The organism is Herbaspirillum sp. NPDC101397 (genome assembly GCF_044767325.1).
Taxonomy (GTDB): Bacteria; Pseudomonadota; Gammaproteobacteria; order Burkholderiales; family Burkholderiaceae_D; genus Herbaspirillum.
Genome location: NZ_JBIWNS010000002.1, coordinates 501,509 through 526,487 on the forward strand (window position 1 = coordinate 501,509; position 24,979 = coordinate 526,487).

19 protein-coding genes are annotated in these 24,979 nt (G+C 62.2%); 13 read left to right on the plus strand and 6 right to left on the minus strand.

Going from position 1 to position 24,979, the window contains the following annotated elements; translation table 11 throughout:
* Positions 1-87: 87 nt before the first annotated feature.
* The 5 genes from lpdA to ACIROW_RS07100 form a co-directional block, all read right to left on the minus strand.
* Complete coding sequence (gene lpdA / locus ACIROW_RS07080) at positions 88-1,863, minus strand: dihydrolipoyl dehydrogenase (protein ID WP_402273474.1); 1,776 nt, start codon at positions 1,861-1,863, stop codon at positions 88-90.
* Positions 1,864-2,002: 139 nt separating this feature from the next.
* On the minus strand, positions 2,003-3,676 hold the full coding sequence (gene aceF / locus ACIROW_RS07085) for a dihydrolipoyllysine-residue acetyltransferase (protein ID WP_402273477.1): 1,674 nt from the start codon (positions 3,674-3,676) through the stop codon (positions 2,003-2,005).
* A 140-nt stretch (positions 3,677-3,816) separates the two neighbouring features.
* A complete protein-coding gene (gene aceE / locus ACIROW_RS07090) occupies positions 3,817-6,513 on the minus strand; it encodes a pyruvate dehydrogenase (acetyl-transferring), homodimeric type (RefSeq protein ID WP_116433684.1) in 2,697 nt (898 codons plus the stop codon).
* Between the two features lie 413 nt (positions 6,514-6,926).
* Entirely contained in the window at positions 6,927-7,598 is a 672-nt protein-coding gene (locus tag ACIROW_RS07095) for an amino acid ABC transporter permease (protein WP_402273481.1), read from the minus strand.
* Positions 7,599-7,624: 26 nt separating this feature from the next.
* Complete coding sequence (locus ACIROW_RS07100) at positions 7,625-8,437, minus strand: transporter substrate-binding domain-containing protein (RefSeq protein WP_402273483.1); 813 nt, start codon at positions 8,435-8,437, stop codon at positions 7,625-7,627.
* 315 nt (positions 8,438-8,752) lie between these two features.
* On the opposite strand from ACIROW_RS07100, the gene ACIROW_RS07105 reads away from it, so the two are divergent.
* The 12 genes from ACIROW_RS07105 to ACIROW_RS07160 all read left to right on the plus strand — a co-directional run bounded on the left by ACIROW_RS07105 (position 8,753) and on the right by ACIROW_RS07160 (position 22,309).
* The gene (locus ACIROW_RS07105; RefSeq protein ID WP_402273485.1) at positions 8,753-9,826 is read left to right on the plus strand and encodes a DUF1338 domain-containing protein; all 1,074 of its coding nucleotides are present in this window, start codon (positions 8,753-8,755) and stop codon (positions 9,824-9,826) included.
* Positions 9,816-11,222 (plus strand): FAD-binding oxidoreductase, encoded by a 1,407-nt coding sequence (locus ACIROW_RS07110; RefSeq protein ID WP_402273487.1) that lies wholly within the window; start codon positions 9,816-9,818, stop codon positions 11,220-11,222. Before ACIROW_RS07105 ends, ACIROW_RS07110 begins: the two co-directional genes overlap by 11 nt.
* 135 nt (positions 11,223-11,357) lie before the next feature.
* Complete coding sequence (gene gcvA / locus ACIROW_RS07115; protein WP_007876197.1) at positions 11,358-12,242, plus strand: transcriptional regulator GcvA; 885 nt, start codon at positions 11,358-11,360, stop codon at positions 12,240-12,242.
* 372 nt (positions 12,243-12,614) lie between these two features.
* Entirely contained in the window at positions 12,615-14,126 is a 1,512-nt protein-coding gene (locus ACIROW_RS07120; protein WP_402273491.1) for an aldehyde dehydrogenase family protein, read from the plus strand.
* A 75-nt stretch (positions 14,127-14,201) separates the two neighbouring features.
* Complete coding sequence (locus tag ACIROW_RS07125; RefSeq protein ID WP_402273494.1) at positions 14,202-15,290, plus strand: ABC transporter ATP-binding protein; 1,089 nt, start codon at positions 14,202-14,204, stop codon at positions 15,288-15,290.
* On the plus strand, positions 15,283-16,158 hold the full coding sequence (locus tag ACIROW_RS07130) for an ABC transporter permease (RefSeq protein ID WP_402273496.1): 876 nt from the start codon (positions 15,283-15,285) through the stop codon (positions 16,156-16,158). The genes ACIROW_RS07125 and ACIROW_RS07130 overlap by 8 nt, the downstream gene beginning before the upstream one ends.
* Before the next feature lie 15 nt (positions 16,159-16,173).
* Positions 16,174-16,971 (plus strand): ABC transporter permease, encoded by a 798-nt coding sequence (locus ACIROW_RS07135; protein WP_402273498.1) that lies wholly within the window; start codon positions 16,174-16,176, stop codon positions 16,969-16,971.
* A complete protein-coding gene (locus ACIROW_RS07140) occupies positions 16,968-17,270 on the plus strand; it encodes a (2Fe-2S)-binding protein (protein WP_402273500.1) in 303 nt (100 codons plus the stop codon). Before ACIROW_RS07135 ends, ACIROW_RS07140 begins: the two co-directional genes overlap by 4 nt.
* Complete coding sequence (locus ACIROW_RS07145; RefSeq protein ID WP_402273502.1) at positions 17,267-18,685, plus strand: FAD-dependent oxidoreductase; 1,419 nt, start codon at positions 17,267-17,269, stop codon at positions 18,683-18,685. Before ACIROW_RS07140 ends, ACIROW_RS07145 begins: the two co-directional genes overlap by 4 nt.
* Entirely contained in the window at positions 18,682-19,839 is a 1,158-nt protein-coding gene (locus ACIROW_RS07150) for an NAD(P)/FAD-dependent oxidoreductase (RefSeq protein WP_402273504.1), read from the plus strand. The genes ACIROW_RS07145 and ACIROW_RS07150 overlap by 4 nt, the downstream gene beginning before the upstream one ends.
* A gap of 78 nt (positions 19,840-19,917) precedes the next feature.
* On the plus strand, positions 19,918-20,967 hold the full coding sequence (locus ACIROW_RS07155; RefSeq protein ID WP_402273507.1) for an ABC transporter substrate-binding protein: 1,050 nt from the start codon (positions 19,918-19,920) through the stop codon (positions 20,965-20,967).
* Positions 20,968-21,100: 133 nt separating this feature from the next.
* Complete coding sequence (locus ACIROW_RS07160; protein WP_402273509.1) at positions 21,101-22,309, plus strand: PLP-dependent aminotransferase family protein; 1,209 nt, start codon at positions 21,101-21,103, stop codon at positions 22,307-22,309.
* Positions 22,310-22,330: 21 nt separating this feature from the next.
* Here the strand turns inward: ACIROW_RS07160 and gshA are convergent, their stop codons facing one another.
* Positions 22,331-23,935, minus strand: coding sequence for a glutamate--cysteine ligase (gene gshA, locus ACIROW_RS07165; protein WP_402273512.1), 1,605 nt, complete (start codon positions 23,933-23,935; stop codon positions 22,331-22,333).
* Between the two features lie 195 nt (positions 23,936-24,130).
* On the opposite strand from gshA, the gene folD reads away from it, so the two are divergent.
* Positions 24,131-24,976 carry a bifunctional methylenetetrahydrofolate dehydrogenase/methenyltetrahydrofolate cyclohydrolase FolD gene (folD, locus tag ACIROW_RS07170; RefSeq protein WP_116433698.1) on the plus strand — a complete coding sequence of 282 codons (846 nt, stop codon included), beginning with the start codon at positions 24,131-24,133 and terminating at the stop codon, positions 24,974-24,976.
* The last annotated feature ends 3 nt before the right edge of the window (positions 24,977-24,979 follow it).

Consider the following 24,979-nt stretch of genomic DNA (forward strand, 5'->3'; position numbering starts at 1 on the left):
GAGGCAATAAAAAACGGCTGGCATCTTGCGATGTCAGCCGTTTTTCTTTCCGCTTGCCCGCAGTGTCCGGCGTGCGAATTACTCGAATTACTTCTTGCGCATCGGCGGCAAGTCGGTGCAGACGCCCTTGTAGACTTCCGCCGCCATGCCGATCGATTCGCCCAGCGTCGGGTGAGGATGGATGGTCTTGCCGATGTCGACGGCGTCCGCGCCCATCTCGATGGCCAGCACGATTTCACCGATCATGTCGCCGGCGTGCGTGCCGACAATGCCGCCGCCGACGATGCGATGTGTCTCAGCATCGAACAGCAACTTGGTGAAACCTTCCGAACGGCCGTTGGCAACGGCGCGACCGGATGCGGCCCACGGGAAATGGCCCTTCTCCAGCTTGATGCCCTTGGCCTTGGCTTCGTCTTCGGTGATGCCGACCCATGCCACTTCCGGATCGGTATAAGCCACCGAAGGAATGACGCTGGCGTCGAAGTGGCTCTTCTCGCCTGCAGCAGCTTCCGCGGCAACGTGCGCTTCGTGCACGGCCTTGTGCGCCAGCATCGGCTGGCCGACCAGGTCGCCGATGGCGAAGATGTGCGGTACGTTGGTGCGCATCTGGCTGTCGACCGGAATGAAGCCGCGATCGGTCACGGTCACGCCCGCCTTGTCGGCAGAAATCTTCTTGCCGTTCGGGCTGCGGCCGACGGCGACCAGAACCAGATCGTACAGTTGCGGCTCAGGAGCTTTGGCGCCGGCTTCTGCTGCCTCAAAGGTAACCTTGATGCCTTCCTTCAATGCTTCGACGCCGACCGTCTTGGTCTTCAGCATGATGTTGTCGAAACGCTTTTCGTTGAACTTCTGCCACACTTTAACCATGTCGCGGTCCGCGCCTTGCATCAGGCCGTCCATCATTTCAACGACGTCGATGCGCGCACCCAGCGTCGAGTACACAGTGGCCATTTCCAGGCCGATGATGCCGCCGCCGATGACCAGCATGCGCTTGGGCACCTGGCGCAGTTCCAGGGCGCCGGTCGAATCGACGATGCGCGGATCTTGCGGCACAAACGGCAGGTTCACCACCGACGAACCGGCGGCGATGATGGCTTGCTTGAACTTGACGGTCTTCTTGCTGCCGTCGGCTGCGGTCACTTCGATGTGGTTGGCGCCGACGAACTGGCCCACGCCTTGCACGACGTTGACCTTGCGCGCCTTGGCCATGCCGGCCAGGCCACCGGTCATGGTGCCGATGACTTTTTCCTTGTAGGCGCGCAGCTTGTCGATGTCGATTTCCGGCTTGGCGAAAGTGACGCCGTGCGAGGCCATCGCGGCGGTTTCATCGATGACGGCTGCGACGTGCAGCAGTGCCTTCGACGGAATGCAACCGACGTTCAGGCAGACGCCGCCGAGGGTCGAATAACGCTCGACCAGCACGGTGTTCATGCCGAGGTCGGCGGCGCGGAACGCAGCGGAATAACCGCCGGGACCTGCACCGAGGACCATCATGTCGCATTCGATGTCGGCCGAACCGCCGAAGCTGGCGGCGACCGGAGCCGGTGCTGCCGGTGCTGCCGGCGCAGGCGCTGCCGCAGCAGGGGCGGCAGCGGGCGCAGCTGCCGGAGCAGCAGCCGCATCACCGCTGGCTTCCACCAGCAGCAGCACGGAACCTTCGGCAACCTTGTCGCCGACCTTGACCTTCAATTCTTTGACCACGCCAGCCGTGCTGGACGGGATTTCCATGCTGGCCTTGTCGGACTCGACGGTGATCAGCGATTGCTCGACCTTGATCGAGTCGCCGACCTTGACCAGCAATTCGATTACTTCCACTTCCTTGAAATCGCCGATATCGGGGACTTTGACTTCGCTCAGACTCATGTCTTAACTCCGTAAATTCTGTTGTTCGCTGGTGTGCGCTGCGCTGTCTCATTTCACGAATGGATGCGCGACGCTGCTTTGTGCGTGCCTGAAACTGAAGCGCCGCACCGATTTTCGTCGGTACGGCGTAACGGCAAAATTACAGCAGCGACTTACGCAAATCGCCCAGCACTTCAGCCAGATAGGCCGAGAAGCGCGCGCCCATCGCGCCGTCCACCACGCGGTGGTCGTAGGACAGCGAGGTCGGCAGCATCAGGCGCGGCACGAATTGCTTGCCGTCCCAGACTGGTTTGATGATCGACTTGGACAAGCCCAGGATCGCCACTTCAGGTGCATTGATGATCGGCGTGAAGGCCGTGCCGCCAATGCCGCCCAGGGACGAAATGGTGAAGGTCGCGCCTTGCATGTCCGCAGGCTTCAACTTGCCGTCGCGCGCTTGCGCCGACAGGTCGCCCATTTCGGTAGCGATCTGGCCGATGGTCTTCTGATCGGCATTCTTGATCACGGGCACCACCAGGCCGTTCGGCGTGTCGGCGGCGAAGCCGATGTTGTAGTACTGCTTCAGGATCAGGTTTTCGCCCTTGGCATCCAGCGAGGAATTGAACGCCGGGAATTTCTTCAGCGCCGAGACGCTGGCCTTGATCACAAACGCCAGCATGGTCAGCTTGACCGGCGACTTGGCCTTGGCGTAGGCGTCGTTGGAGGTCTTGCGGAATTCTTCCAGCTCGGTCACGTCGGCTTCGTCGAATTGCGTGACGTGCGGGATCATGACCCAGTTGCGATGCAGGTTCGGACCACTGATCTTCTTGATGCGCGAGAGCGGCAGCAGTTCGGTCGCGCCGAACTTGCTGAAGTCCAGCGACGGCCATGGCAACAGATCCAGGCCAACGCCGCTGCCGTTCTTGGCTGGCGCGGAAGATGCCGTACCGGCGCCGCCGGCCAGTGCCGCCTTGACGAATTTCTGGATGTCTTCCTGCAGGATGCGGTTCTTCGGGCCGGTGCCGACCACGCGGGTCAGATCAACGCCGAGTTCGCGGCCGTACTTGCGTACCGACGGCGATGCATGCGACTTGTTGGCGGAGCCCGGTGTGACGGCGGCGACCGCCATCTCGGGAACAGCTGCCGGAGCCGATGCTGGCGCCGCGGCGGTTGGAGCCGAAGCTGCCGGCGCGGGTGCCGCAGCGGCAGGCGCTGCCGGAGCAGCTACGCCGCCGGTGGCTTCCACCACGGCAACCAGCGAACCCTTGGCAACCTTGTCGCCGATCTTGACTTTCAGTTCCTTGATCACGCCGGCGTGGCTGGACGGGATTTCCATGCTGGCCTTGTCGGACTCGACGGTCAGCAGCGATTGCTCGACCTTGACGGTGTCGCCGACCTTGACCAGCAGTTCGATCACTTCGACTTCGGCGAAATCGCCGATATCGGGGACGAGGATATCTTGTACGCCGCCCGAAGCTGCCGGGGCAGCCGCAGGCGCAGGAGCGGCCGGTGCCGGCGCAGATGCTGTCGCGGCGGCAGGAGCAGCAGCGGCTGCAGCCGGAGCTGCTGCTGGTGCAGTAGGGGCAGCCGCGGCGCCTTCGGCGTCCACGATCACGACCACGGAGCCTTCAGCGACCTTGTCGCCGATCTTCACGCGGATCTCTTTGACCACGCCTGCATGGCTGGATGGGATTTCCATGCTGGCCTTGTCGGATTCGACCGTCAGCAGGGATTGTTCGATTTTGATGGTATCGCCTACCTTGACCAGGACTTCAATGACTTCGACTTCCTTGAAGTCGCCAATATCCGGTACTTTTACTTCGATTTGACTCATCTCTTGCGCTCCGTTTGTTCTGGATCCGGTACGTTGCAACTATGCAGCGTCGAATGTATGTCCACTCATGTTGAAGGCGGCTTGCCGATATTACCTGACAAGCCGCCTTGCGGATGGTTTCAAGTTCGCCTATTGGCGAATTACACCGTCACCGGATTTGGTTTTTCCGGATTGATGCCGTACTTGGCGATCGCTTCGGCAACCACGGAAGGCTTGATCTTGCCTTCGTCAGCCAGCGACTTCAGCGCAGCCACGGTCACATAGTGACGGTCGACTTCGAAGAACTCGCGCAGCTTGGCGCGGGTGTCGGAACGGCCGTAACCGTCGGTGCCCAGCACCTTGTAAGTACGGCCCTTCGGTACGAAGGCGCGGACTTGCTCGGCGTAGGTGCGCATGTAGTCGGTCGACACCACTATCGGACCTTCGGTGCCTTCCATCGATTGCTCGAAGTGGCTCTTCTTTGCAGCGTCGGCGGGATGCAGCATGTTCCAGCGTTCCACGTCCTGACCGTCGCGCGCCAGCAGCGTGAACGATGGTGCGGACCAGACGTCGGCGTCAACCTTCCAGTCGTCGCGCAGAAGATCGGCAGCAGCGATGACTTCGCGCAGGATCGTGCCCGAACCCAACAGTTGCACGCGCAGCTTGTTCTTCTTGCTGCTTTCGTTCAACAGGTACAGGCCCTTGAGGATGCCCTCTTCCTGACCGGCCTTGATGCCCGGGTGTGCGTAGTTCTCGTTCATCACGGTGATGTAATAGAACACGTCTTCCTGGTTGCCGACCATGCGGCGCAGGCCGTCATGGATGATCACGGCGACTTCATGGGCGAAGGTCGGATCGTAAGGCACGCAGTTCGGAATCGCCGAAGCAAACACGTGGCTGTGGCCGTCTTCGTGCTGCAGGCCTTCGCCGTTCAGCGTAGTGCGGCCGGCAGTGCCGCCGATCAGGAAGCCGCGGGCGCGCATGTCGCCGGCAGCCCAGGCCAGATCGCCGATACGTTGCAGACCGAACATCGAGTAATACGTATAGAACGGAATCATGATGCGGTTGTTGGTCGAGTACGAGGTCGCCGCAGCGATCCACGAGCTCATGCCGCCCGCTTCGTTAATGCCTTCCTGCAGGATCTGACCGGCCTTGTCTTCGCGGTAGTACATGACCTGGTCCTTGTCGACCGGTTCGTACAGCTGACCGACCTGGCTGAAGATACCGATCTGGCGGAACAGGCCTTCCATACCAAAGGTACGCGATTCGTCGACCATGATCGGCACCACGCGTTGACCCAGGCTGCTGTCGCGCAGCAGCGCAGTCAGCACGCGCGAGTACGCGGCGGTGGTCGAGATTTCACGGCCTTCGGCAGTCGGCTCCAGCATGACCTGGAATGCGGACAGTTCAGGCACGACCAATTTTTCGTCAGCTTGCGGACGGCGCTGCGGCAGGTAACCGCCCAGCGCTTTGCGGCGCTCGTGCAGGTATTGCATTTCCGGGGTGTCGTTGGACGGCTTGAAGAACGGGATGTTCGGCAAGTCGGCGTCGGAGATCGGCAGTTGGAAACGGTCGCGCATGGCCTTGATGGCTTCGTCGTCCAGTTTCTTGGTGTTGTGTGCGGTGTTGCGTGCTTCGCCGGATTTGCCGAAACCATAGCCCTTGATCGACTTGGCCAGGATCACGGTCGGTTGATCCTTGCTGTCCTGCGCAACCTTGAATGCTGCGTAGATCTTGTGCGGATCGTGGCCGCCGCGGGTCAGGCGCCAGATGTCGTCGTCGGACATCTTGCTGACCATTTCCAGCAGCTTCGGATGCTTGCCGAAGAAGTGCTTGCGGACGAACGCGCCATCCTTGGCCTTGTAGTTCTGATATTCGCCGTCGACGGTTTCCATCATCACTTTTTGCAGGATGCCTTCCTTGTCCTTGGCCAGCAGCTCATCCCAGCCGCTGCCCCAGATGACCTTGACGACGTTCCAGCCGGCGCCGCGGAAATCGGATTCCAGTTCCTGGATGATCTTGCCGTTGCCGCGTACCGGACCGTCGAGGCGTTGCAGGTTGCAGTTGACCACGATAACCAGGTTGTTCAGTTTTTCACGCCCGGCCATGCCGATGGCGCCCATCGATTCCGGTTCGTCCATTTCACCGTCGCCGCAGAAGGCCCAGACCTTGCGGTTGTCGGTCTTGGCGATGCCGCGTGCGTGCAGGTACTTCAGGAAACGCGCCTGATAGATCGCCATCAACGGGCCCAGGCCCATCGACACGGTCGGGAACTGCCAGAATTCAGGCATCAGCTTCGGATGCGGATACGAGGACAGACCATGGCCGTCGGCTTCGCGGCGGAAATGGATCAGCTGGTCTTCGGTCAGGCGGCCTTCCAGGAAAGCGCGTGCGTAGATACCCGGCGAGGAGTGGCCCTGGATGTACAGCAGGTCGCCGCCGTGGTCTTCGGTCGGGGCGTGCCAGAAATGGTTGAAACCGATGCCCAGCATGTTCGCCAGCGAAGCGAACGAGGACAAGTGGCCGCCCAGGTCGCCGTCGACGCGGTTGGCCTTGACGACCATCGCCATGGCGTTCCAACGCATCCACGAGCGCAGGCGTTCTTCGATTTCCAGGTTGCCCGGGCAGTGTTCGCCCTGGTCGGCGGGAATGGTGTTGACGTATGCGGTGTTGCTGGAGAACGGGATGTGGGCGCCGCGGCGGCGGGCCAGATCGACCATGCGCTCCATCAGGTAATGTGCGCGTTCCGGGCCTTCGGCGTCGATCACGGCTTCGAGGGCGTCGAGCCACTCTTGCGTTTCAATCACATCGGGATCGTTGGCGGCTTGCGCCAGGACTTGGTCGATTTGGGCTGACATGGTACGTCTCCTGAGTTGAAGGGGATCGGCGGGTAGGCCGGATCGCTAAGCTGCGATCGTTAAGCTGCACTACGGCGCTTGTTCAAGCTGCAAATACGCCGTAACACGATTTCTTGGATTCTTTGTGCCAATACTTTACGGTCTTTGCGCCGCGTGGACGAGGCATTTTAACAGGGCTTTTTTAATTTTCAAATAGCGATATTTGATTTCATATTATGGGAAATTGCTGCAAAGCGGCATAAACACTCACTCTCCCGCCCGGTGTTTTTTTAGCATCTCTCTTGAAATCTGAAAATTCGGGCTTGGTTGCAGTGCATCGAAAACCTTGTCATCGCCCCGATCAGGGCCTCGCCGATGGAGCAATCCCTTGCAATTCCTTGTCCGGCCTGCGAAATGCGAGCGCGGCGATCTGATTAAAATGCGGGTTGGTAAGCTTTTTTGAAGCGTGCTTCGACCCGGCGATGAATACCGTACTCATATAAGAGACACAGGCCCCAATAAATGAAAGCCGCAATCAGATAGAAGGTGAAAGGCCGGAACGTGACCGAAATGATGTCGCCGGTGTATTTCATCAATTCGGCGACGGTAATCACCGACAGCACCGAGGTGTCCTTGAACAGGCTGATGAGGGTATTGCTGATGCCGGGGATCGCCAGCCGCAGCGCCTGCGGCGCGATGATATTGCAAATCGTCTGGAACCGCGTCAGGCCCAGGCTGTACCCGGCGCCCCACTGACCTGTGCTGACGCCTTCCATGGCGCCGCGCATGGTTTCCGACAGGTAGGCGCTGGCGTTGGCGGTCAACACCAACGTCCCGATGACGATCAGCGGCAGGTCGATGCCGGCCGCGCCCAGCCCGAAATACACCAGGAAAGCCTGTATCAGTTGCGGCGTGCTGCGCATGAAACTGACATAGATATGCGCCAGTCCCGCCAGCACCGGCACGTGTTCGTGTCGGATGAACGTTACCAGCATGCCGAGCGGCAGGCCGAACAGCATGCCGAGAACGGCGTACAGCAAGGTATAAAACGTCCCCAGCAGAACAAGATTGCCGGAATCGGCGACGATGGAAAGAAACTCTGCCATGAGTATAAGTAGGGAAGGCGATGCCGTCAGCGCGCTGGCGCAGGCGGACGGGAGGCGTCCAGCCCGAACCATTTGCGCGACATGCGCACGTAACTGCCGTCACGGATCATGTCGGCGATGGCGGCATCGACGGCAGCCTTGAATTTCGGATTGTTCTTCTTGAACGGAATGCCCTGCTTCTGCGCCTCGCCGATGGCCGCAGCTGCACGCAGAGGCAGCTTCGCCTCCTGCATCATGTAAGGCACCAGCAAGCGGTCGTTCAAGGCGGCGTCGATGCGGCCGTTGGCCAGGTCCTGCAGGTTGAGCGGCGCCGACACATAAGTCTTGACGTTGATGCCGCCGACGGCGTTGAGGGTTTCGGCATAGCTGCTGCCCTGCCCCACGCCGACCGTCTTGCCCTTGAGGCTGGCGAAATCGCGATATTCGGATTTGTCGTCCTTGCGCAGGATCAGCTGCGCCGTCGAATAGGTATAGGGCTGCGAGAAGTCGAACTCGGCTTCTCTCTTGGGCGTCATGGTGACTTCGGAAACGATGGCGTCGTACTTGCCGACCTGCAGCCCGGCCAGAATGCCGACCCACTCGGTGGCGACGAACTCCACCTTGACGCCCAGCCGGTCGGCCAGCGCGCGGGCGAACTCAACATCGAATCCGGCCAGCTCGCCGGTCTTTTTATCCTTGAAGTTGAATGGCGGATAGGTCCCTTCCAGCGCCACGCGCAAGGTGCCGCGCGCCTTGACGCTGTCGAGCAGGTCCGGGGTCGCGGCAGTTGCAGCAACGGCCGCTCCCGTCGCCGCGAACCAACCCAGAAGACATACAGCAATGATCTTTTTCACACGCATCGTCGCACCTCGCCGTTAGCTGAACCGGGCGCAATATACGCGAAAAGAATCGGCTTTCACGCGGCATTCCCGGTGGGGAAAGCAAAGACGGCGAACTATCCCAAAATGATTACGCGCTACTAGAATTTATTCAAAACAAAGGAGGAACGAGCGTCTGATCATTTGTCGGCTGAGACGGAAGCCGTCAAAAAGTCTGGCAGGCATTTCAGCGTTTGCATGAGAAAAATGCATTCGAACATCAGTATTAATCGTTTTGTCACGCGCCCGGAGCGTCTTAAGATGCCTCCATCCAATAAGGAAGCAAACAAGGCCAGCATGACCACTCCAGCCCCCGACAGCAATCTGCATCTCCTGTTAACTTCGGCATGTCAGAACAACAACGCCGTCCAGCGCCTGTTCGACCTGCTCGACGTCCCGGCATCGACCCTGCGGCCGGCCTCGATCAGCGTCACGCGGCTGGAGCTGGCGCAGGCGCTGAACATGCTGCTGTTCGACAAACTGCTGCAGGCAGTGCCGGCCGGACGCGACTACGTCGCCGATGCGGCGGCGGCAGGCACCAAAATCTGTTTCGACCATGGTGCGGTGCGTACCGTGCTGCGCGGCAAGGCCGGCTCCTTCCCCGACGGCGAGGCGCTGTTCACGCGCATGTTCCTGCCGCTGGGCTACCAATTGGCCGGCCTGTATCCGCTGCCCCGCATCAACATGACCGGCCACGTCTACAGCCACATCGACGATCCGGAAAACATTGCCCAGTTCTTTGTGAGCGAACTGCACCCGGAAAAATTCTCTCCCGAATTCCAGCGCACCGTCGACGCGCTGCTGGCTACCTCGCGCGATCCGCTGCAAGCCAATATGCTGACTCTGCTCGACAAGCTGGCTGCCGACGGCACGCTGCCGATCACCTCGGCACAGCGCCTGCTGCCCGCGATGCTGGGCTGCTTCGCCCGTCACCACGATCTGCCGACGCTGCCGCAATACGAAGCGCTGCGCACCGAATCCGCCGAGATGGCCTGGATCTCCACCGAAGGCAATGTCTTCAACCATGCCACCGACCGCGTCGCCGACGTCAACGCCACTGCGGAGCACCAACGTCAGCTGGGACGCCCGATCAAGGACGAGGTCGAAGTCTCGCGCAACGGCCGCGTACGCCAGACCGCCTTCCGCGCCGGCAAGGTCGGCTATCAGCTCAAGGATGCCGACGGCGCCCTGGTCGACGTCACCGTGCCGGGTTCATTCTATGAATTCATTTCGCGCGATACCTATATAGATGACGCCGGCGTGCGCAAGCTCGACCTGACGTTCGACAGCGGCAACGCGCAAGGAATTTTCAAGATGACCGCCGGTGCGACCGCAGAGGCGGCGACAAAAAGCAGCGACAATGTCCGCTGAGTCCGCACTGGAAAAAATCGCCGCACTGCTGGGACCGGGCGGCTGCATCGTCGAAGCCGCCGCCCGTGCGCCGTATGAGCACGGCCCGCGTTACGGCGCCGGCACCGCGCTGTGCATCGCCCGCCCGGCCGACGTCGCCGAAGCCGCCGAACTGATGCGGCTGTGCGCGGCGGACAAAATCAGCATCATCGCGCAAGGCGCCAATACCGGCCTGGTCGGCGCATCCTCTCCCGACGCGTCCGGCCATCAGCTGGTGCTGAGCATGGAACGCATCAAGGGCGTCATCGACATCGACCCGGTTGACGGCGTGATCCAGGCCTGGGCCGGCACGCGATTGTCCGACCTGAACCAGGCGCTGGAACCTCATGGCCTGTGTTTCCCCATCGACCTCGGCGCCGATCCGTCGGTCGGCGGCATGCTCTCCGCCAATACCGGCGGCGCGCGCCTGATCCGCTACGGCGACGTGCGCCACAACACGCTGGGATTGCAGGCGTTGCTGATGCAGCCGCCCGGCGAACTTCTGGAGCTGGGCAACCGCCTGCGCAAGAACAATACCGGCCCGGACTGGAAGCAACTCTTCATCGGCACCGCCGGCAGCTACGGCATCGTCACGCAAGCCGTGCTGCGCGCCCACCCTTTACCGCGTCAGCGCGCCACCGCGCTGGTCGTGCCATCGTCGCCGGAAGCGTCCTTGCGCCTGCTGCAGGACGCCGAACGCGAATTCGCCGATTTCCTCAGCGCCTTCGAAGGCATCTCGCAAAACGCGCTGGAATCGGTGCAGCGCCATCTGCCGCAAGCGGTCGCGCCGTTCAACCCCGTGCCACCGTATGCACTGCTGATCGAACTGAGTTCATCGGCCGCAGCGAACGAACAGTTCAACTTGGAGCAGTTGTTCATGAGCTGGCTGGAGCGCCACTTCGACGACGCCATCGTCGACGCCGTGGTGGACAAACCCGACACGCTCTGGCGCCTGCGCCACGCCATCAGCGACAGCGTCAGGCAGGAAGGCAAAGTGGTTGCCTTCGACATCTCGGTGCCGCGCTCGCGCATGCCGGCTTTCCGTGAAGAAGCGCTGGCGCTGATCGCGCGTGACTTTGCCGGCGCCGACGTTTACGACTTCGGCCATTGGGGCGACGGCGGCGTGCATTTCAACATCGCCATCGCGCCGGCGCAGCAGGAACATTTCCCGCCGCCGCGCATCGACGCCTTGCGCACCGCCATCTATGACCTGGTGGTGCACAACTATCGCGGCAGCTTCAGCGCCGAACATGGCATCGGCCCGTTCAACCAGCATTATTACGATCGCTATCAGGGCCAGGCGCAGCAAATGCTGGCGGCACGCATGCAACCGGTTTTCGATCCGCATTACCTGCTTGGCAATACGCGCTTTGGCTGAATACGCCCGGAACAAGCCCCAACCAATCGCATGGAACAGGGAATCTCTGCCATGACAAATACTCATGGCAACGGCAACAACGCTGGCACCGCTTTTGCTATAGTGCGGGGTCATCCTTCCAGCGGATTCCGCTCCATGCGCCGATTCATCCCGTCCACGTCCTGCCTGATCGCCTTCGACACGTCGGCGCGCCACCTGTCGTTTACCAAGGCCGCGCACGAACTCCACATGACGCAGGGTGCGGTCAGCCGCCAGGTGGCGATTCTGGAAGACTATCTGAACGTCAAGCTGTTCGAGCGCATCAACCGCCGCCTGATCCTGACCGAACCGGGCCGCGACTACGCGTCGCAGGTCTCGAGCATCCTCAAGCAGATCGAGATGGCGACCTTCCAGGTGATGACCTACAACAGCCTGGCCAGCGTGCTCAACCTGGCGATCTTGCCGACCTTCGGCGTGAAATGGCTGATTCCGCGCCTGACCAAATTCGCCGCCGCCTATCCCGACGTGCTGCTCAACCTGAGCACCGAGGTCTTGCCCTTCGATTTCAACACCCGCCAGGTCGACGCTGCGATCCACTTCGGCGAGCCTGACTGGCCAGATACCGTGATGGTCCGCCTGATGGGCGAAGAAGTGCTGCCGGTCTGCAGCAAAGCCATGAACGATCGCATCTCGTCGGTCAGCGACCTGGCCGACATCACCCTGCTGCAGCACACCACGCGGCCGCAGGCATGGCAGGACTGGTTCCGCCATGTTGGCGTGGATTGTCCCAACGCGCTCGCCGGACCGCGTTTCGAACAACTGGCGATGGTGATCCAGGCGGCCGTGGCCGGCATGGGCGTGGCGCTGATGCCCAAGTTCATGGTCGAAACCGAGATCAGCCTGGGGCAGTTGCACGTGCCTTTCCCGTTCGCGGTGAAGAGCCCGCAATCGTATTACCTGGCCTATCCCGAGAAGAACGCCAGCAAGCCCGCCGTCATCAAATTCCGCGACTGGATACTGAGCGAACTGCAAGCAGGCTGACAGCTTCGGCAGCCCGTTTTGGAAATACGCTCAAACACACTAAAAGTCATGTTGAAACAAGTCGACATGCCATTTCCCCAACGCATCAAAGTGGTGCAACACGACGAACAAGCGCGCTGCGCCGTCTTCCCCAAAACCCTCCCAACCCTATGTAGCTAGGCGATTGGCGCGACATTGCAATTGATGCATCGCACCATCGCGGCGCACCGCGGCGCCTCCCTCCAGAACATTTTCGTGCATTAGCAAATGTAATGATGTCGTGACATTTTTTGATTTTAAAAAACGCCGCCTTATTCCTTATACTCGGGCGTCGAACGCTGCTGCAATGCTATTGCACCGCTCTTGCATCCTACTCAGCCACAAAGGAATTTCATGCCCTCTTCCCGTTTCTTCGCCACCCTGAATTTTGATCTGGCCGCCTACACCGGCAGCGATCTGACCATCCGTTCGCCGCGCGACGGGCAACTGCTTGCCACACTCAAGGCGCACACCACGGCGCAAGCGGAAACCGCGTTGGCCGATGCGCAGACCGCCTTCCTGGCCTGGCGCGAAGTGCCGGCGCCGGTGCGCGGCGAACTGGTGCGCGTGCTCGGTGAAGTGCTGCGCGAACATCGCCAGGCGCTGGGCGAACTGGTGACGCAGGAAGCCGGCAAGATCCTCTCCGAAGGCCTCGGCGAAGTGCAGGAAATGATCGACATCTGCGACTTTGCCGTCGGCCTGTCGCGCCAGCTGCACGGCCTGACCATCGCTTCCGAACGTCCCGGTCACCGCATGATGGAAACCTGGCATCCGCTGGGCGTGTGCGGCGTCATCACCGCCTTCAACTTCCCGGTCGCGGTCTGGGCATGGAACGCTGCCCTGGCGCTGATCTGCGGTAACGCGGTGGTGTGGAAGCCGTCAGAAAAGACCCCGGTCGTCGCACTCGCCGTGCAAGCGCTGTTCGCCAAGGCGGTCGAGCGTTTCTCGGCGCAGCGCCCGAACGTGGTGCCGGCCAATCTGTGCCAGATCCTGATCGGCCGCGCCGAGATCGGCGAAGTGATGTCGCGTTCGCCGCTGGTGCCATTGGTCAGCGCCACCGGCAGCGTGCGCATGGGCCGCAAGGTCGCCACCGTGGTTGCCGAACGCCTCGGCCGCAGCCTGCTCGAACTGGGCGGCAACAACGCCATGATCGTCGCGCCGTCGGCCGACCTGAGCCTGGCGCTGCGCGCCATCACCTTCTCCGCCGTCGGCACTGCCGGCCAGCGCTGCACCAGCCTGCGCCGCCTGTTCGTCCACAGCAGCATCCATGACCAGGTGGTCGCGCAGATCAAACGCATCTATGCCAGCGTCAAGGTCGGCGATCCGTTGCTGGCCGATACGCTGGTCGGCCCGCTGATCGACAAGGCCGCTTACGACGCCATGCAAAGCGCCCTGCAGCAAGCGCGCGGACAAGGCGGTGAAGTCACCGGCGGCGAGCGCGTCGACGTGCTCGGCGATGGTGTCTATGTCCGTCCCGCACTGGTCTGCATGCCCGGCCAGACTGCCATCATGCATCACGAAACCTTCGCGCCGATCCTGTATGTCGTCAAGTACGACGACCTGGCCGACGCCATCGCACTCAACAACGCCGTGCCGCAAGGCTTGTCGTCGGCGATCTTCACCAATGACGTGCGCGAAGCGGAAACCTTCGTCTCCGCCGTCGGCAGCGACTGCGGCCTGGCCAACGTCAACATCGGCACCAGCGGCGCTGAAATCGGCGGCGCCTTCGGTGGTGAAAAGGAAACCGGCGGCGGCCGCGAATCCGGCTCCGACGCCTGGAAGAACTACATGCGCCGCGCCACCAATACGATCAACTACAGCAAGACCTTGCCGCTGGCGCAGGGAGTGAAGTTCGACATCGACTGATCACTGCCTGAACGTCACCGCGCCAAAGAATAAGCAAAATAAGCAGTCAGCCACATAGCCACCGGAGATGCATCGATGTCGTTCCTCAAGTTGGAAAACCTGTCCAAGCGCTACGGCGATTTCACCGCCGTGGAAAACCTTGACCTGACAGTGGAAAAAGGCGAGTTCGTCTCGCTGCTCGGCCCTTCCGGCTGCGGCAAGACCACCACGCTGCAGATGATCGCCGGCTTCGTCGAAGCCAGCGCCGGACGCATCCTCCTCAACGGTCGCGACATCACCAACGAGAAGCCCAACCGGCGCGGCCTGGGCATCGTGTTCCAAAGCTATGCGCTGTTCCCGCACATGACAGTGGCGGACAACGTCAAGTTCGGCCTGGAGATGCGCAAGGTCGGCGCGGCGGAAAGTGCCGAGCGCGTCAAGCAGGCGCTGGCGCTGGTGCACCTGGACAAATTCGGCCATCGCTATCCGCGCGAATTGTCCGGCGGCCAGCGTCAGCGCGTGGCGCTGGCGCGCGCTTTGGTGATCCAGCCGCCGATCCTGCTGCTGGACGAGCCTATGTCCAACCTCGACGCCAAGCTGCGCGAAGAAATGCAGATCGAACTGCGTGAAATCCAGCGCAAGGTCGGCACCACCACCATCATGGTCACGCACGATCAATCCGAAGCGCTGTCCATGAGCGACCGCGTGGTGGTGATGGAAGCCGGCCGCGCCGTGCAGGTCGGCAAGCCGTTGGAAACGTACGAGAACCCGGTCAACGCCTTCGTCTCACAATTCGTCGGCAAGGCCAACCTCTTGCCCGGCACGGTCGAATGGGTCAGGGACGACAGCGCCGGCGTACGCGTCGGCAACCATGTGCTGGAAGTGCAAGGCACGGCCCTCACGGTCGGCGAGCAAACCACGCTGTGCATCCGTCCGGAAAAAATCGAATGCTGTACCGAAGCCGAAGAACAATTGGGCGGCGTGGTCGCTTCCAGCTTCTTCCTCGGCAATCAATGGCTGTATCGTTTCGAAACCGATTGCGGCGATATTTTGGTGATCCTGAAGAACAACGGCCAGACCTCCTGCCAGCCGGGCCAGCGCGTGTCGCTGCGCTGGCCGACGTCGGCCATGCGCGCGGTCGAGCCGGCGCCTGAATCTGCGAGCTTGCGGAGCGCGCATGTCTGACCGCGCTGCGTCCTCACTCAAGCCAAAGCGGTCGCTGCCCTATATCCTGACGGCGCCGGCCACGCTGCTGTTCGCCACGATGGTGCTGGTGCCGCTGCTGCTGACCGCGCTGCTGGCGCTCAACAGCTACGACGACAGCGTCGGCATCAAGTCGACCTACGACCTGCACAATTACCTGGCGATCTTCGGCGACGATTATTACCTGCGCATTTTCTGGCGCACCTTCTGGATCGCCGGACTGACCACGCTGATCTGCGTCATCGTGGGCGCGCCGGAAGCCTACGTGCTCAGCCGCATGAGCCGCAAGTGGCGTGCCTTCTTCCTGATCGTGATCCTGGCGCCGCTGCTGGTGTCGGTGGTGGTGCGTGCGTTCGGCTGGAGCATGCTGCTCAGCGCCGACGGTCTCATCAACCATGCCCTGCAAGCCTTGGGCATGGCGCCGGTGAAGATGCTCTACACCTCCGGTGCGATCGTGGTGGCGCTGGTGCACGTGATGCTGCCGTTCATGGTGATCCCGGTGTGGACTGCGCTGCAACGGCTGGACCCGACCGTGGAACACGCGGCCTTGTCGCTCAATGCTTCGCAAGCGACCGTGCTGCGCCGGATCCTGTTGCCGCAAGTCGCTCCCGGCGTGCTCTCGGGCAGTCTGATCGTGTTCGGCCTGAGCGCCAGCGCCTTCGCGATCCCCGGCCTGCTGGGCGGACGCCGCCTGAAGATGGTCGCCACCACCGTGTACGACGAATTCCTCGGTTCGCTCAACTGGCCGCTGGGCGCCTCGATCGCCATCGTGCTGCTGGTTGCCAATCTGATCATCATGATGACTTACAACCGGATCCTGGAACGCCGCTATTCCAAGACCCTGGGCTGACGGAGACACAAGAATATGCGACGCAACGGTCCGATTGCCCTGCTCTTCCACGCGCTGGTGGTGACCTTCGTGCTGGCGCCGCTGGTGCTGGTATGCCTGGTCGCCTTCACGGCGCAAGACACTTTGTCACTGCCGTTTGCCGGCGCGTCCCTGCGCTGGTTCAAGGCGGTGTTCGATCACCCCGACTTTTTGCAATCCTTCTACAACAGCCTGCAATTGGCGCTGCTCTCGGCCACGCTGTCGGTCTGCATCGCTTTGCCGGCCGGCCTGGCGCTGGGACGCTATCGTTTCCCCGGACGCGACGCGCTCAACGGCCTGTTCCTGTCGCCGCTGATCATTCCGTCGCTGGTGCTCGGCGTGGCCTTCATGCGGATGTTTTCGGTGATGGGCATCACCGGTTCGTTCTTCTGGCTCGCCATTGCGCATACCGTCGTCATCACGCCCTATGTGCTGCGGATGGTATTGGCGGCGGTGATGGGCATCGACCGCAGCAGCGAACAGGCGGCGCAATCGCTCGGCGCAGGTCCGTGGACGGTGTTTCGCCGCATCACGCTGCCGGCGATCCTGCCTGGCCTGAGCGGCGGCTGGATGCTGGCCTTCATCAACAGCTTCGACGAGCTGACGATGTCGATCTTCGTCACCACGCCGGCCACCGTGACGCTGCCGGTGCGCATGTACATGTACGCCACCGAATCGATTGATCCGATGATGGCGTCGGTGTCGGCGCTGATGATCCTGATCACGGGTGGCGCCATGCTGATTCTTGACCGCCTGTATGGGCTTGACCGTATCCTCATCGGGGAACGCGTATGAGCCTGCTCAGGCGCGTGGCGGAACAGGAGCGCCAAAGCGTTTCATTCTGGCTCGACGGCAAGCCGCTCAGCGCGCGCGCCGGCGACAGCGTGCTGACGGCGATATTGACGCAGACCGATCAGTTGCGCCGCAGCGAATTCAGCGGTGCGCCGCGCGCCGGCTTTTGCCTGATCGGCTGCTGCCAGGATTGCTGGATGCGCAGCGAAAACGGCGTCGCCGTGCGCGCCTGCACCACCGAGATTGCGGAAGGCATGCGCCTGCTCAGCGGCACGGCTCCGTTAGCGGGAGAGACCAAGTGAGTTCCTCCCCGGCATCCCCGAACATTGTCATCATCGGCGCCGGACCGGCCGGTGTACGCGCAGCGCAGACGCTGGTGGAAGCCGGTCTGCGCCCGATCGTCATCGACGAAAACCGCCGCGCCGGCGGCCAGATCTACCGCCAGCCGCCGCCGGGTTTCGTACGCTCCAGGAAAGAACTCTACGGCTTCGAAGCCGCCAAGGCCGAAGCGCTGCACAGCAGCTTCGAACAACTGCGCGCGAAGATCGATTACCGTCCAGACACGCTGGTATGGAACTGTATGCCTGGCGATCCCGGACAACTCGACCTGCTGCACGCGCAACGCCATGCCGAACAAGCTTACTCGCACCTGATCCTGTGCACCGGCGCGCTCGACCGCGTGATGCCCTTCCCCGGCTGGACGCTGCCCGGCGTCTACACGCTGGGCGCGGCGCAGGTTGCACTGAAGGCGCAGGGCTGCGTGCTGGACGGCCGCGTCGTCATCGCCGGCTCCGGCCCGCTGCTGTATTTGCTGGCCTATCAATACACCAAGGCCGGCGCAAATGTGGTCGCCGTACTCGACACCGCGCGCTTCGGCGGCAAGCTGCGCGCGCTGCCGGCGCTGCTGCGCCAGCCGGTGACGTTCGCCAAGGGCCTGTATTTCATGGGCTGGCTGCGCGCCAAAGGAATCCCGCTCCTGGACGGCGTTGAACAGATCGCCGCCGACGGCAAGCAAGCCATCCAAAGCCTGCGCTGGACGCGCGCCGGCAAGACCACCGAGATCGCCTGCGATGCGCTGGCGACCGGCTTCGGCTTGCGCTCGGAAACCCAGCTGGCCGAACTGGCCGGTTGCCGTTTCGTCTTCGATGAACTCAACCAGCAATGGCTGCCGCAACGCGATGACGCCGGACGCAGCAGCGTGCCAGGCGTGTATCTGGCCGGCGACGGCAGCGGCATCGCCGGCGCCGACGCCGCCGAACTAAGCGGACGCGCCGCGGCGTTGGCCTTGCTGCAAGACCTCTGTCTGCCCGCGAGCGCCGCCGCCAAGGCCGCCGCGAAACAAGAAAGCCGGCGGCTGGCGCAGACGCTGCGCAGCAACTTGCAATTCCGCCAGGGACTGGAAACTGCTTTCCCGACCGCCGTGCACTGGGCGCGCGATTGCGCCGACGATCTGATGATTTGCCGCTGCGAAGAAATCACCGCCGGACAATTGCGCCGCAGCGTGCAGCAGGAAGGCACCGTTGAAATCAATCGCCTCAAGGCAATGACACGCGTCGGCATGGGCCGCTGCCAGGGCCGCATGTGCGGCGCGGCTGCAGCAGAAATTCTGGCCCACGCCACCGGCGTCAGCGTCGCCGAAGCAGGCCGCCTGCGCGTGCAGGCCCCGGTCAAGCCGATACCGGTCAGCGCCGCGCTGGCTGCGGAAGAACAAACATGAGTGCGCCCATGGACAAGGTCATCGACACCGACGTCGCCATCATCGGCGGCGGCCTCATGGGCACCTCGGCGGCGCTGGAATTGCGCCGCCAGCAACGCTCGGTGGTCGTGCTCGAACAAGGCTGGTGCGGGGCGCAAGCCAGCGGCGTGAACTACGGCGGCGTACGACGCCAGGGCCGCGCCGCCTGCCAGTTGCCGCTGTCGCAGCGCGCGCACGCGATCTGGCGCCGACTCGCACAAACCATCGGCAGCGACGGCGAATACATCGCCTCCGGCCATCTGAAACTGGCGCGCAGCGACGCCGACATGCAGGAGCTGATCGCCTATCGCGAGATGGCGGCCGCTTACGGACTGGAACTCGAATTGCTCGAAGCCGAGGCCCTGCGCCGCCGCTATCCATGGATAGGTAAGCAAGCTTATGGCGCATCGTTGTGCGCCGAAGACGGTCACGCCAATCCGCGCCTGATCGCTGCTGCGTTTGCGCGCACCGCCGAACAGGCCGGCGCACGACTGCTGCAACAGAGCGCCGTCCGGGAATGCAGTTTCGACGGCAATTATTTCGTACTGATCAACAGCCGCGGCGAGCGCGTGCGCAGCCGCTTCCTGCTCAATTGCAGCGGCGCCTGGGGCAAGGAAATCGCCGAACGTTTCGGCGAAACCGTCTTGGAACAGGCGATCTATCCCAACATGTGCGTGACCGAACCGCTGCCGCCGCTGATGAACCTGAGCCTGGGCGTGGTCGGCGGCGCGTTTTACGCACGCCAGGTCGAGCGCGGCAACGTCGTGCTCGGCGGCGGTCGCGGCATCGGCAACCTGGCGCTGGATGCCACGCGGCCGCGTGCAAGCTCCAGCTTCAAGGCGCTGGCTGCGCTGACGGAGATGGTGCCGGCGCTGCGCAACGCGCTGGTGATCCGCACCTGGAGCGGCGTCGAAGGCGAGACGCCCGATCACCAGCCGGTCATCGGCCCGAGCGCCACTACGCCGGGCCTGTTGCATGCATTCGGTTTTTCGGGGGCGGGTTTCCAGCTCGCCCCGGCCGTCGGCGAAGTATTGGCCGAACTGGTCACCAAAGGAGAAAGCAGCACCCCGATTGACGCATTTTCAATCAAGCGATTTGCCGTTTCACAGCCATCAAAAGAAGAATCAAGGGTTTAACCGTTTCAAGTTGAAAAGTTTGAATTCCCCGGCTCACAAGGTTCCGGGGGTCGTTTTTACCGCCAAGGAGATCCACAAATGAACATGAAATATCTAACGCTGACCTGTATCCTGACCGCCGTCCTCGGCGTGTGGTCGTCTGCCCAGGCCCAGACCAAAACCCTGTACGTCGGCATGAACGGCGGCACCATGGAAAAGAATTACACCTCGGGAATCTTCCCCGATTTCGAGAAAGCCAATAACGTCAAGGTCGTGGTCGTGCCCGGCACCTCGTCCGACATCATCGCCAAGATGCAGGCGCAAAAAGACAAGCCGCAAATGCACGTGGTCTTCCTCGACGACGGCGTGATGTACCGCGCGGTCAACATGGGCCTGTGCGAAAAAGTGCGCGACACCCCGGTACTCAAGGACCTCTATCCGTTCGCACGCCTGGCCAACGACCAGGCCGTGGCGGTCGACATGGGCGTGGTCGGTATCGGCTACAACAAGAAGATGTTCGCTGAAAAGAACTGGCCTGCGCCGACCTCGTGGCTGGATTTCGCCGATCCGAAGTACAAACAGAAGGTCGTGTTCCAGTCCATCTCAAGCAGCACCTTCGGTCTGTATGGTTTCATGATGTACAACCGCCTGGTCGGCGGCACCGACAAGAACGTCGAGCCGGGCTTCAAGAAATGGCCTACCTCGGTCGGTCCCAACGTGCTCGAATATCTGTCGAGCTCGGCCAAGATTTCGGAAATGATCCAAACCAACGAAGCCGCGATCTTCCCGCTGACCGTGACTGCCATCGCCAACCTCAAGGCCAAGGGCATCCCGGCCGAGTTCGTCACGCCGAAAGAAGGCGGCGTGCTGCTGATGGTCGGCGCCTGTGCGCTCAAGAACAACAGCGAGCCTGACCTATCGCAAAAGCTGATCGAATATCTGCTGAGCGTGCCGGCGCAAACCAAGGGCATGGAGATGGCCGCGTCGATCCCGGTCAACCGCAACGTCAAGCTGACCGAAGCGGCGCAGGCCAAGCTCGGCGGCAAGACCGAAGTCCTGACCAAGAACATGAACACCATCGATTGGGATTCGGTCAACGAAAAACGCACCGAGTGGAACAACCGCTGGAACCGCATGGTTGAGCAGTAATTGGGTTAGGTGCGTCGGATCTCGGTCCGGTGCACACAACTTAAGTCTTTTTCAGGATTTATCAGGAACCGGCGGCATGGCTCCATGCCCGCCGGCTTCCTCTCCTTCCGCATTCTGCACATCTGCACACGCCATGAAACCAGCCTATCGTTTTAACCCCGCGTTTCAGACGCCGCAGGGTTCCCCTATTCGCGAGCTGTTCAAGTACACCCAACAGCAGGGCATGATCTCGTTTGCCGGCGGCTATCCCTCGCCGGCGCTGTTCGACGCCGAAGCGCTGGCGCATAGCGGTGCCGCCGTGTTGCGGGAGTCGCCGACGGCCTGCCTGCAATACGGCGCGACCGAAGGCGTGCCGGCGCTGGCCGATGCATTGCGCACTCTCACGCGCGAGCGCACCGGCGGCAAGGCTGCGGCGGAAAACCTGCTGATCACCACAGGCTCGCAGCAAGCTTTCGAACTGCTGCTGCGCGTGCTGGTCGGTCCCGGCGATTGCGTGGCGATTGAGCGGCCGGCTTACCCCGCCGCGATTCAGGCCCTGCGGCTGGCCAATGCCGACATGCTGGAAATCCCCAGCGACGACGACGGCATGGATACGCAAGCGCTGGAAAAAATGCTGCTGGCCGGCGCCCGTCCCAAGCTGCTGTATGTGGTGCCGACCTTTGCCAATCCTACCGGCGCAACCCTGCCGCTGGCGCGCCGCCGCCATCTTCTGGAACTGGCGGTGCGCTATCAGATGCTGGTGATTGAAGACGATCCTTACGGGGAATTGCGCTTTGCCGGTGCGCCGCAAGCGCTGTTGCTGGAAGTCGCCGCCGAGGTCCCGGGCGGTCCCGACTGGCTGGTCTATCTGTCGAGTCTGTCGAAGATCGTCGCGCCCGGCCTGCGCATCGGCTGGATGAGCGGCCCCGCCGAAATCCTGCGGCGCGCGGTCATCGCCAAGCAGACCGGCGACCTGTGCACGGCGCCGTGGATGCAGCTCGCCGCCGCACGCTATCTGCACGACGGCTGCCTGGCGCGACACCTGCCGACCATCATTGCGACCTACAAGGAGCGTTGCGAGACCATGCTGACAGCCTTGCAGGAATGTTTCGGCGACACGCTGGAAGTCACGGTCCCGCAAGGCGGCATGTTCGTGTGGGCACGCTGGCGCGATGGCACGGAAGCCAACGCACTATTGCAAAAGGCGGTTCTTGAGAATGTGATGTATGTGCCGGGCAGCGCCTTCTATGCCGGCACCGCCGATCCGGCGCGGCTGCGACTGTCGTTCGCCACGGCTTCGCCGAAAGAAATCAGGACCGGGGTGGCGCGCCTGAAAACGGCGCATGACAAATTGAGGGGCTGACCTCAGCGCGAGCAATCTTGCTCAGACGCTGATATTGCCCAGCGTGCTGGCGCGATAGGCGGCCACGAAGGTATCGAAATCACCGACCTGGGTGCGCTCGATCGATTGCTGATCTTCGATCGACGTGTTGGCGGTGGCGACGAATTCTGCGGTTTGCTCTGCGCTCAGCGGGCGCGCCAGGAATTGCGCGGCCTGCTCCTTGCTCTGGTTCAGTGCAAAGGCGGCGAAGGAGTTGCCGGCCGCACGCACTTCACGCAGCACGCGCGCCGACGGCGTCAGCTCGGCATCGCGCAATTTCTCACGCTGCGCCTGCAGCGCCTCTGCATGCTCGGAACCGCCGGCCTGGGCATCCAGCAAATCGGCGATCGGCTGCATGCGTTCCAGCAGCGAGAGGCCCCAGTCCTGCAAGCCAACCTCTTTGCCTTCCTGTTCCAGCTGCAAACCGGGACGACGACCTTCCTTGACCACGCGCGAGAAATTGCAGCGGCTTTCGGCGCCGCTCTCGTCGGAGGTCAGCGAGCTCTCTTCAAACGCGATGAAATGCAGGAACACGTCGAGGAAGCGCGACGCCTTCAGGCTCACGCCGAGCGGCTCGAACGGGTCGATGTCCATGCAACGCACTTCGACGTATTGCACGCCGCGCGCCGCCAGCGCCTGCACCGGCCGTTCGCCGCTGTAGATCACGCGCTTGGGACGGATCGCCGAGTAGAACTCGTTTTCGATCTGCAAGATATTGGTGTTGATCTGGATCCATTCGCCGTCACGCTTGGTGCCGAGTTCTTCGTACGCGGGGTACGGTTGGCTGACCGCCTGCGACAGGCTTCTTATGTAGCTATGCAGGTTGTTGTAATGCGGCGTGATGTTGGCCTGGGCGTTGCTCTGGTAGCCGAGGTCGCTCATGCGCAGGCTGGTGGCGTACGGCAGGTAGAGCGTGTCGTCGCTGAGCGTCTCCAGCTTGTGCGGACGGCCGCGCAGGAAATTCGTCGCCAGCGCCGGCGAGGCGCCGAACAGATACATCAGCAGCCAGCTGTAGCGGCGGAAATTGCGGATCAGCGCGATATAGCTTTCCGACTGGTAATCGCGCGCCGAGAACGACGGCTCGACGCTTTGCTCGCGATCGTCCAGCTCGCGCAACAAGGTCCAGACGTCTTCGCTGAGCGAGAAGTTGTAGTGGATGCCGGCGATGCATTGCATGGTCTTGCCGTAGCGCAGCGCCAGGCCGCGCCGGTAGACGTGCTTCAGCGTGCCGATGTGCGAGGTGCCGTACCAGGCGATGGGAATGTCTTCTTCGGGCGGCAGCACACAGGGCATGGACTCGTTCCACAGCAGTTCGCCGTTCAGATTGGCGTGCACGAAGCGGTGGATTTCATCGAGGCGTTGGAGCGCCTCGGCGATGTCGTGTTTGGCCGGGGTGATGAATTCCAGCAAGGATTCCGAATAGTCGGTGGTGATCTGCTCATTGGTCAGCGCCGAGCCGAGCACGGCCGGATGCGGCGTGGTCGCCAGCTGTCCGTTCGTGGTCACCCGCAAGGTTTCCCGTTCCACGCCGCGCAGACCACGACCGAGCAGCGCACGGTTTTCCGGGCTGGCAAAAAGGGCTAGGCGGCGGGTCAGCAGATCGGTCATGCAAGGTCCTCAGATGTCACTCAATTCGATTGGTTGGCGGAGCATAACCGAAAATTAAAATCAGCGTTGTCCGACGCCCCGGTGTCGAAATCGGGACGACGACTCGCATCCCGTCCGTCCACGGCTCCGCGACCGCCGAAGGCAAGGCCCCTTATAATGACGCTTTATTTTCCCTCTTTTTCAGCCCCAGCCACCATGCCAGCACAACTCATCGACGGTAACCTGCTCTCCCAACAACTGCGCGCCGACGTCGCCAAACGCGCCGCCGCCCTCACCGCCAAGGGCAAACAGGCCGGCCTGGCCGTGATCCTGGTGGGCGACAGCCCGGCCTCGCAGGTCTACGTACGCAACAAGGTCAAGGCCTGTGAAGACAACGGCCTGCACTCGGTGCTGGAAAAATACGACGCCGCCCTGACCGAGGCCGAGTTGCTGGCGCGCATCGACGCCCTGAACAAGGACCCGAAGATCAACGGCATCCTGGTGCAATTGCCGCTGCCGGCACATATCGACGCCCATAAGGTAATCGAAGCGATTGCCGCCGAAAAGGACGTCGACGGTTTCCACGTCAGCAATGCCGGCCTGCTGATGACCGGCCAGCCGCTGTTCCGCCCGTGCACGCCTTACGGCGTCATGAAGATGCTGGAATCCATCGATTATCCGGTGCGCGGCGCCAATGCCGTGGTGGTCGGCGCTTCCAACATCGTCGGCAAGCCGCAGGCCATGTTGCTCTTGCAAGCCGGGGCTACCGTCACTATCTGTAATTCAAAGACCCGCGATCTGGGCCACCATACCCGCCAGGCAGACATTCTGGTGGTGGCCACCGGCAAGCGCAACATCGTCACCGCCGACATGGTCAAACCCGGCGCAGTCGTTATTGATGTCGGCATGAACCGCGACGATAACGGAAAGTTGTGCGGCGATGTGGATTTCGCCAATGCCAAGGAAGTCGCAGGTTACATCACCCCCGTGCCCGGCGGCGTGGGCCCGATGACCATCACCATGTTGCTGGTCAACACCATTGAAGCTGCTGAAAGAACCTGAGTT

Bases quoted from the DNA above. Each gene is read 5' to 3' on its own strand.
- ACIROW_RS07150 (WP_402273504.1), top strand. From the start codon at position 18,682: ATGAGTGCGCCCATGGACAAGGTCATCGACACCGACGTCGCCATCATC.
- folD (WP_116433698.1), top strand. From the start codon at position 24,131: ATGCCAGCACAACTCATCGACGGTAACCTGCTCTCCCAACAACTGCGC.
- ACIROW_RS07155 (WP_402273507.1), top strand. From the start codon at position 19,918: ATGAACATGAAATATCTAACGCTGACCTGTATCCTGACCGCCGTCCTC.
- ACIROW_RS07130 (WP_402273496.1), top strand. From the start codon at position 15,283: ATGTCTGACCGCGCTGCGTCCTCACTCAAGCCAAAGCGGTCGCTGCCC.
- ACIROW_RS07140 (WP_402273500.1), top strand. From the start codon at position 16,968: ATGAGCCTGCTCAGGCGCGTGGCGGAACAGGAGCGCCAAAGCGTTTCA.
- ACIROW_RS07125 (WP_402273494.1), top strand. From the start codon at position 14,202: ATGTCGTTCCTCAAGTTGGAAAACCTGTCCAAGCGCTACGGCGATTTC.
- ACIROW_RS07100 (WP_402273483.1), bottom strand. From the start codon at position 8,437: ATGCGTGTGAAAAAGATCATTGCTGTATGTCTTCTGGGTTGGTTCGCG.
- gcvA (WP_007876197.1), top strand. From the start codon at position 11,358: ATGCGCCGATTCATCCCGTCCACGTCCTGCCTGATCGCCTTCGACACG.
- ACIROW_RS07135 (WP_402273498.1), top strand. From the start codon at position 16,174: ATGCGACGCAACGGTCCGATTGCCCTGCTCTTCCACGCGCTGGTGGTG.
- ACIROW_RS07160 (WP_402273509.1), top strand. From the start codon at position 21,101: ATGAAACCAGCCTATCGTTTTAACCCCGCGTTTCAGACGCCGCAGGGT.
- ACIROW_RS07110 (WP_402273487.1), top strand. From the start codon at position 9,816: ATGTCCGCTGAGTCCGCACTGGAAAAAATCGCCGCACTGCTGGGACCG.
- aceE (WP_116433684.1), bottom strand. From the start codon at position 6,513: ATGTCAGCCCAAATCGACCAAGTCCTGGCGCAAGCCGCCAACGATCCC.
- aceF (WP_402273477.1), bottom strand. From the start codon at position 3,676: ATGAGTCAAATCGAAGTAAAAGTACCGGATATTGGCGACTTCAAGGAA.
- ACIROW_RS07105 (WP_402273485.1), top strand. From the start codon at position 8,753: ATGACCACTCCAGCCCCCGACAGCAATCTGCATCTCCTGTTAACTTCG.
- ACIROW_RS07095 (WP_402273481.1), bottom strand. From the start codon at position 7,598: ATGGCAGAGTTTCTTTCCATCGTCGCCGATTCCGGCAATCTTGTTCTG.
- ACIROW_RS07120 (WP_402273491.1), top strand. From the start codon at position 12,615: ATGCCCTCTTCCCGTTTCTTCGCCACCCTGAATTTTGATCTGGCCGCC.
- lpdA (WP_402273474.1), bottom strand. From the start codon at position 1,863: ATGAGTCTGAGCGAAGTCAAAGTCCCCGATATCGGCGATTTCAAGGAA.
- gshA (WP_402273512.1), bottom strand. From the start codon at position 23,935: ATGACCGATCTGCTGACCCGCCGCCTAGCCCTTTTTGCCAGCCCGGAA.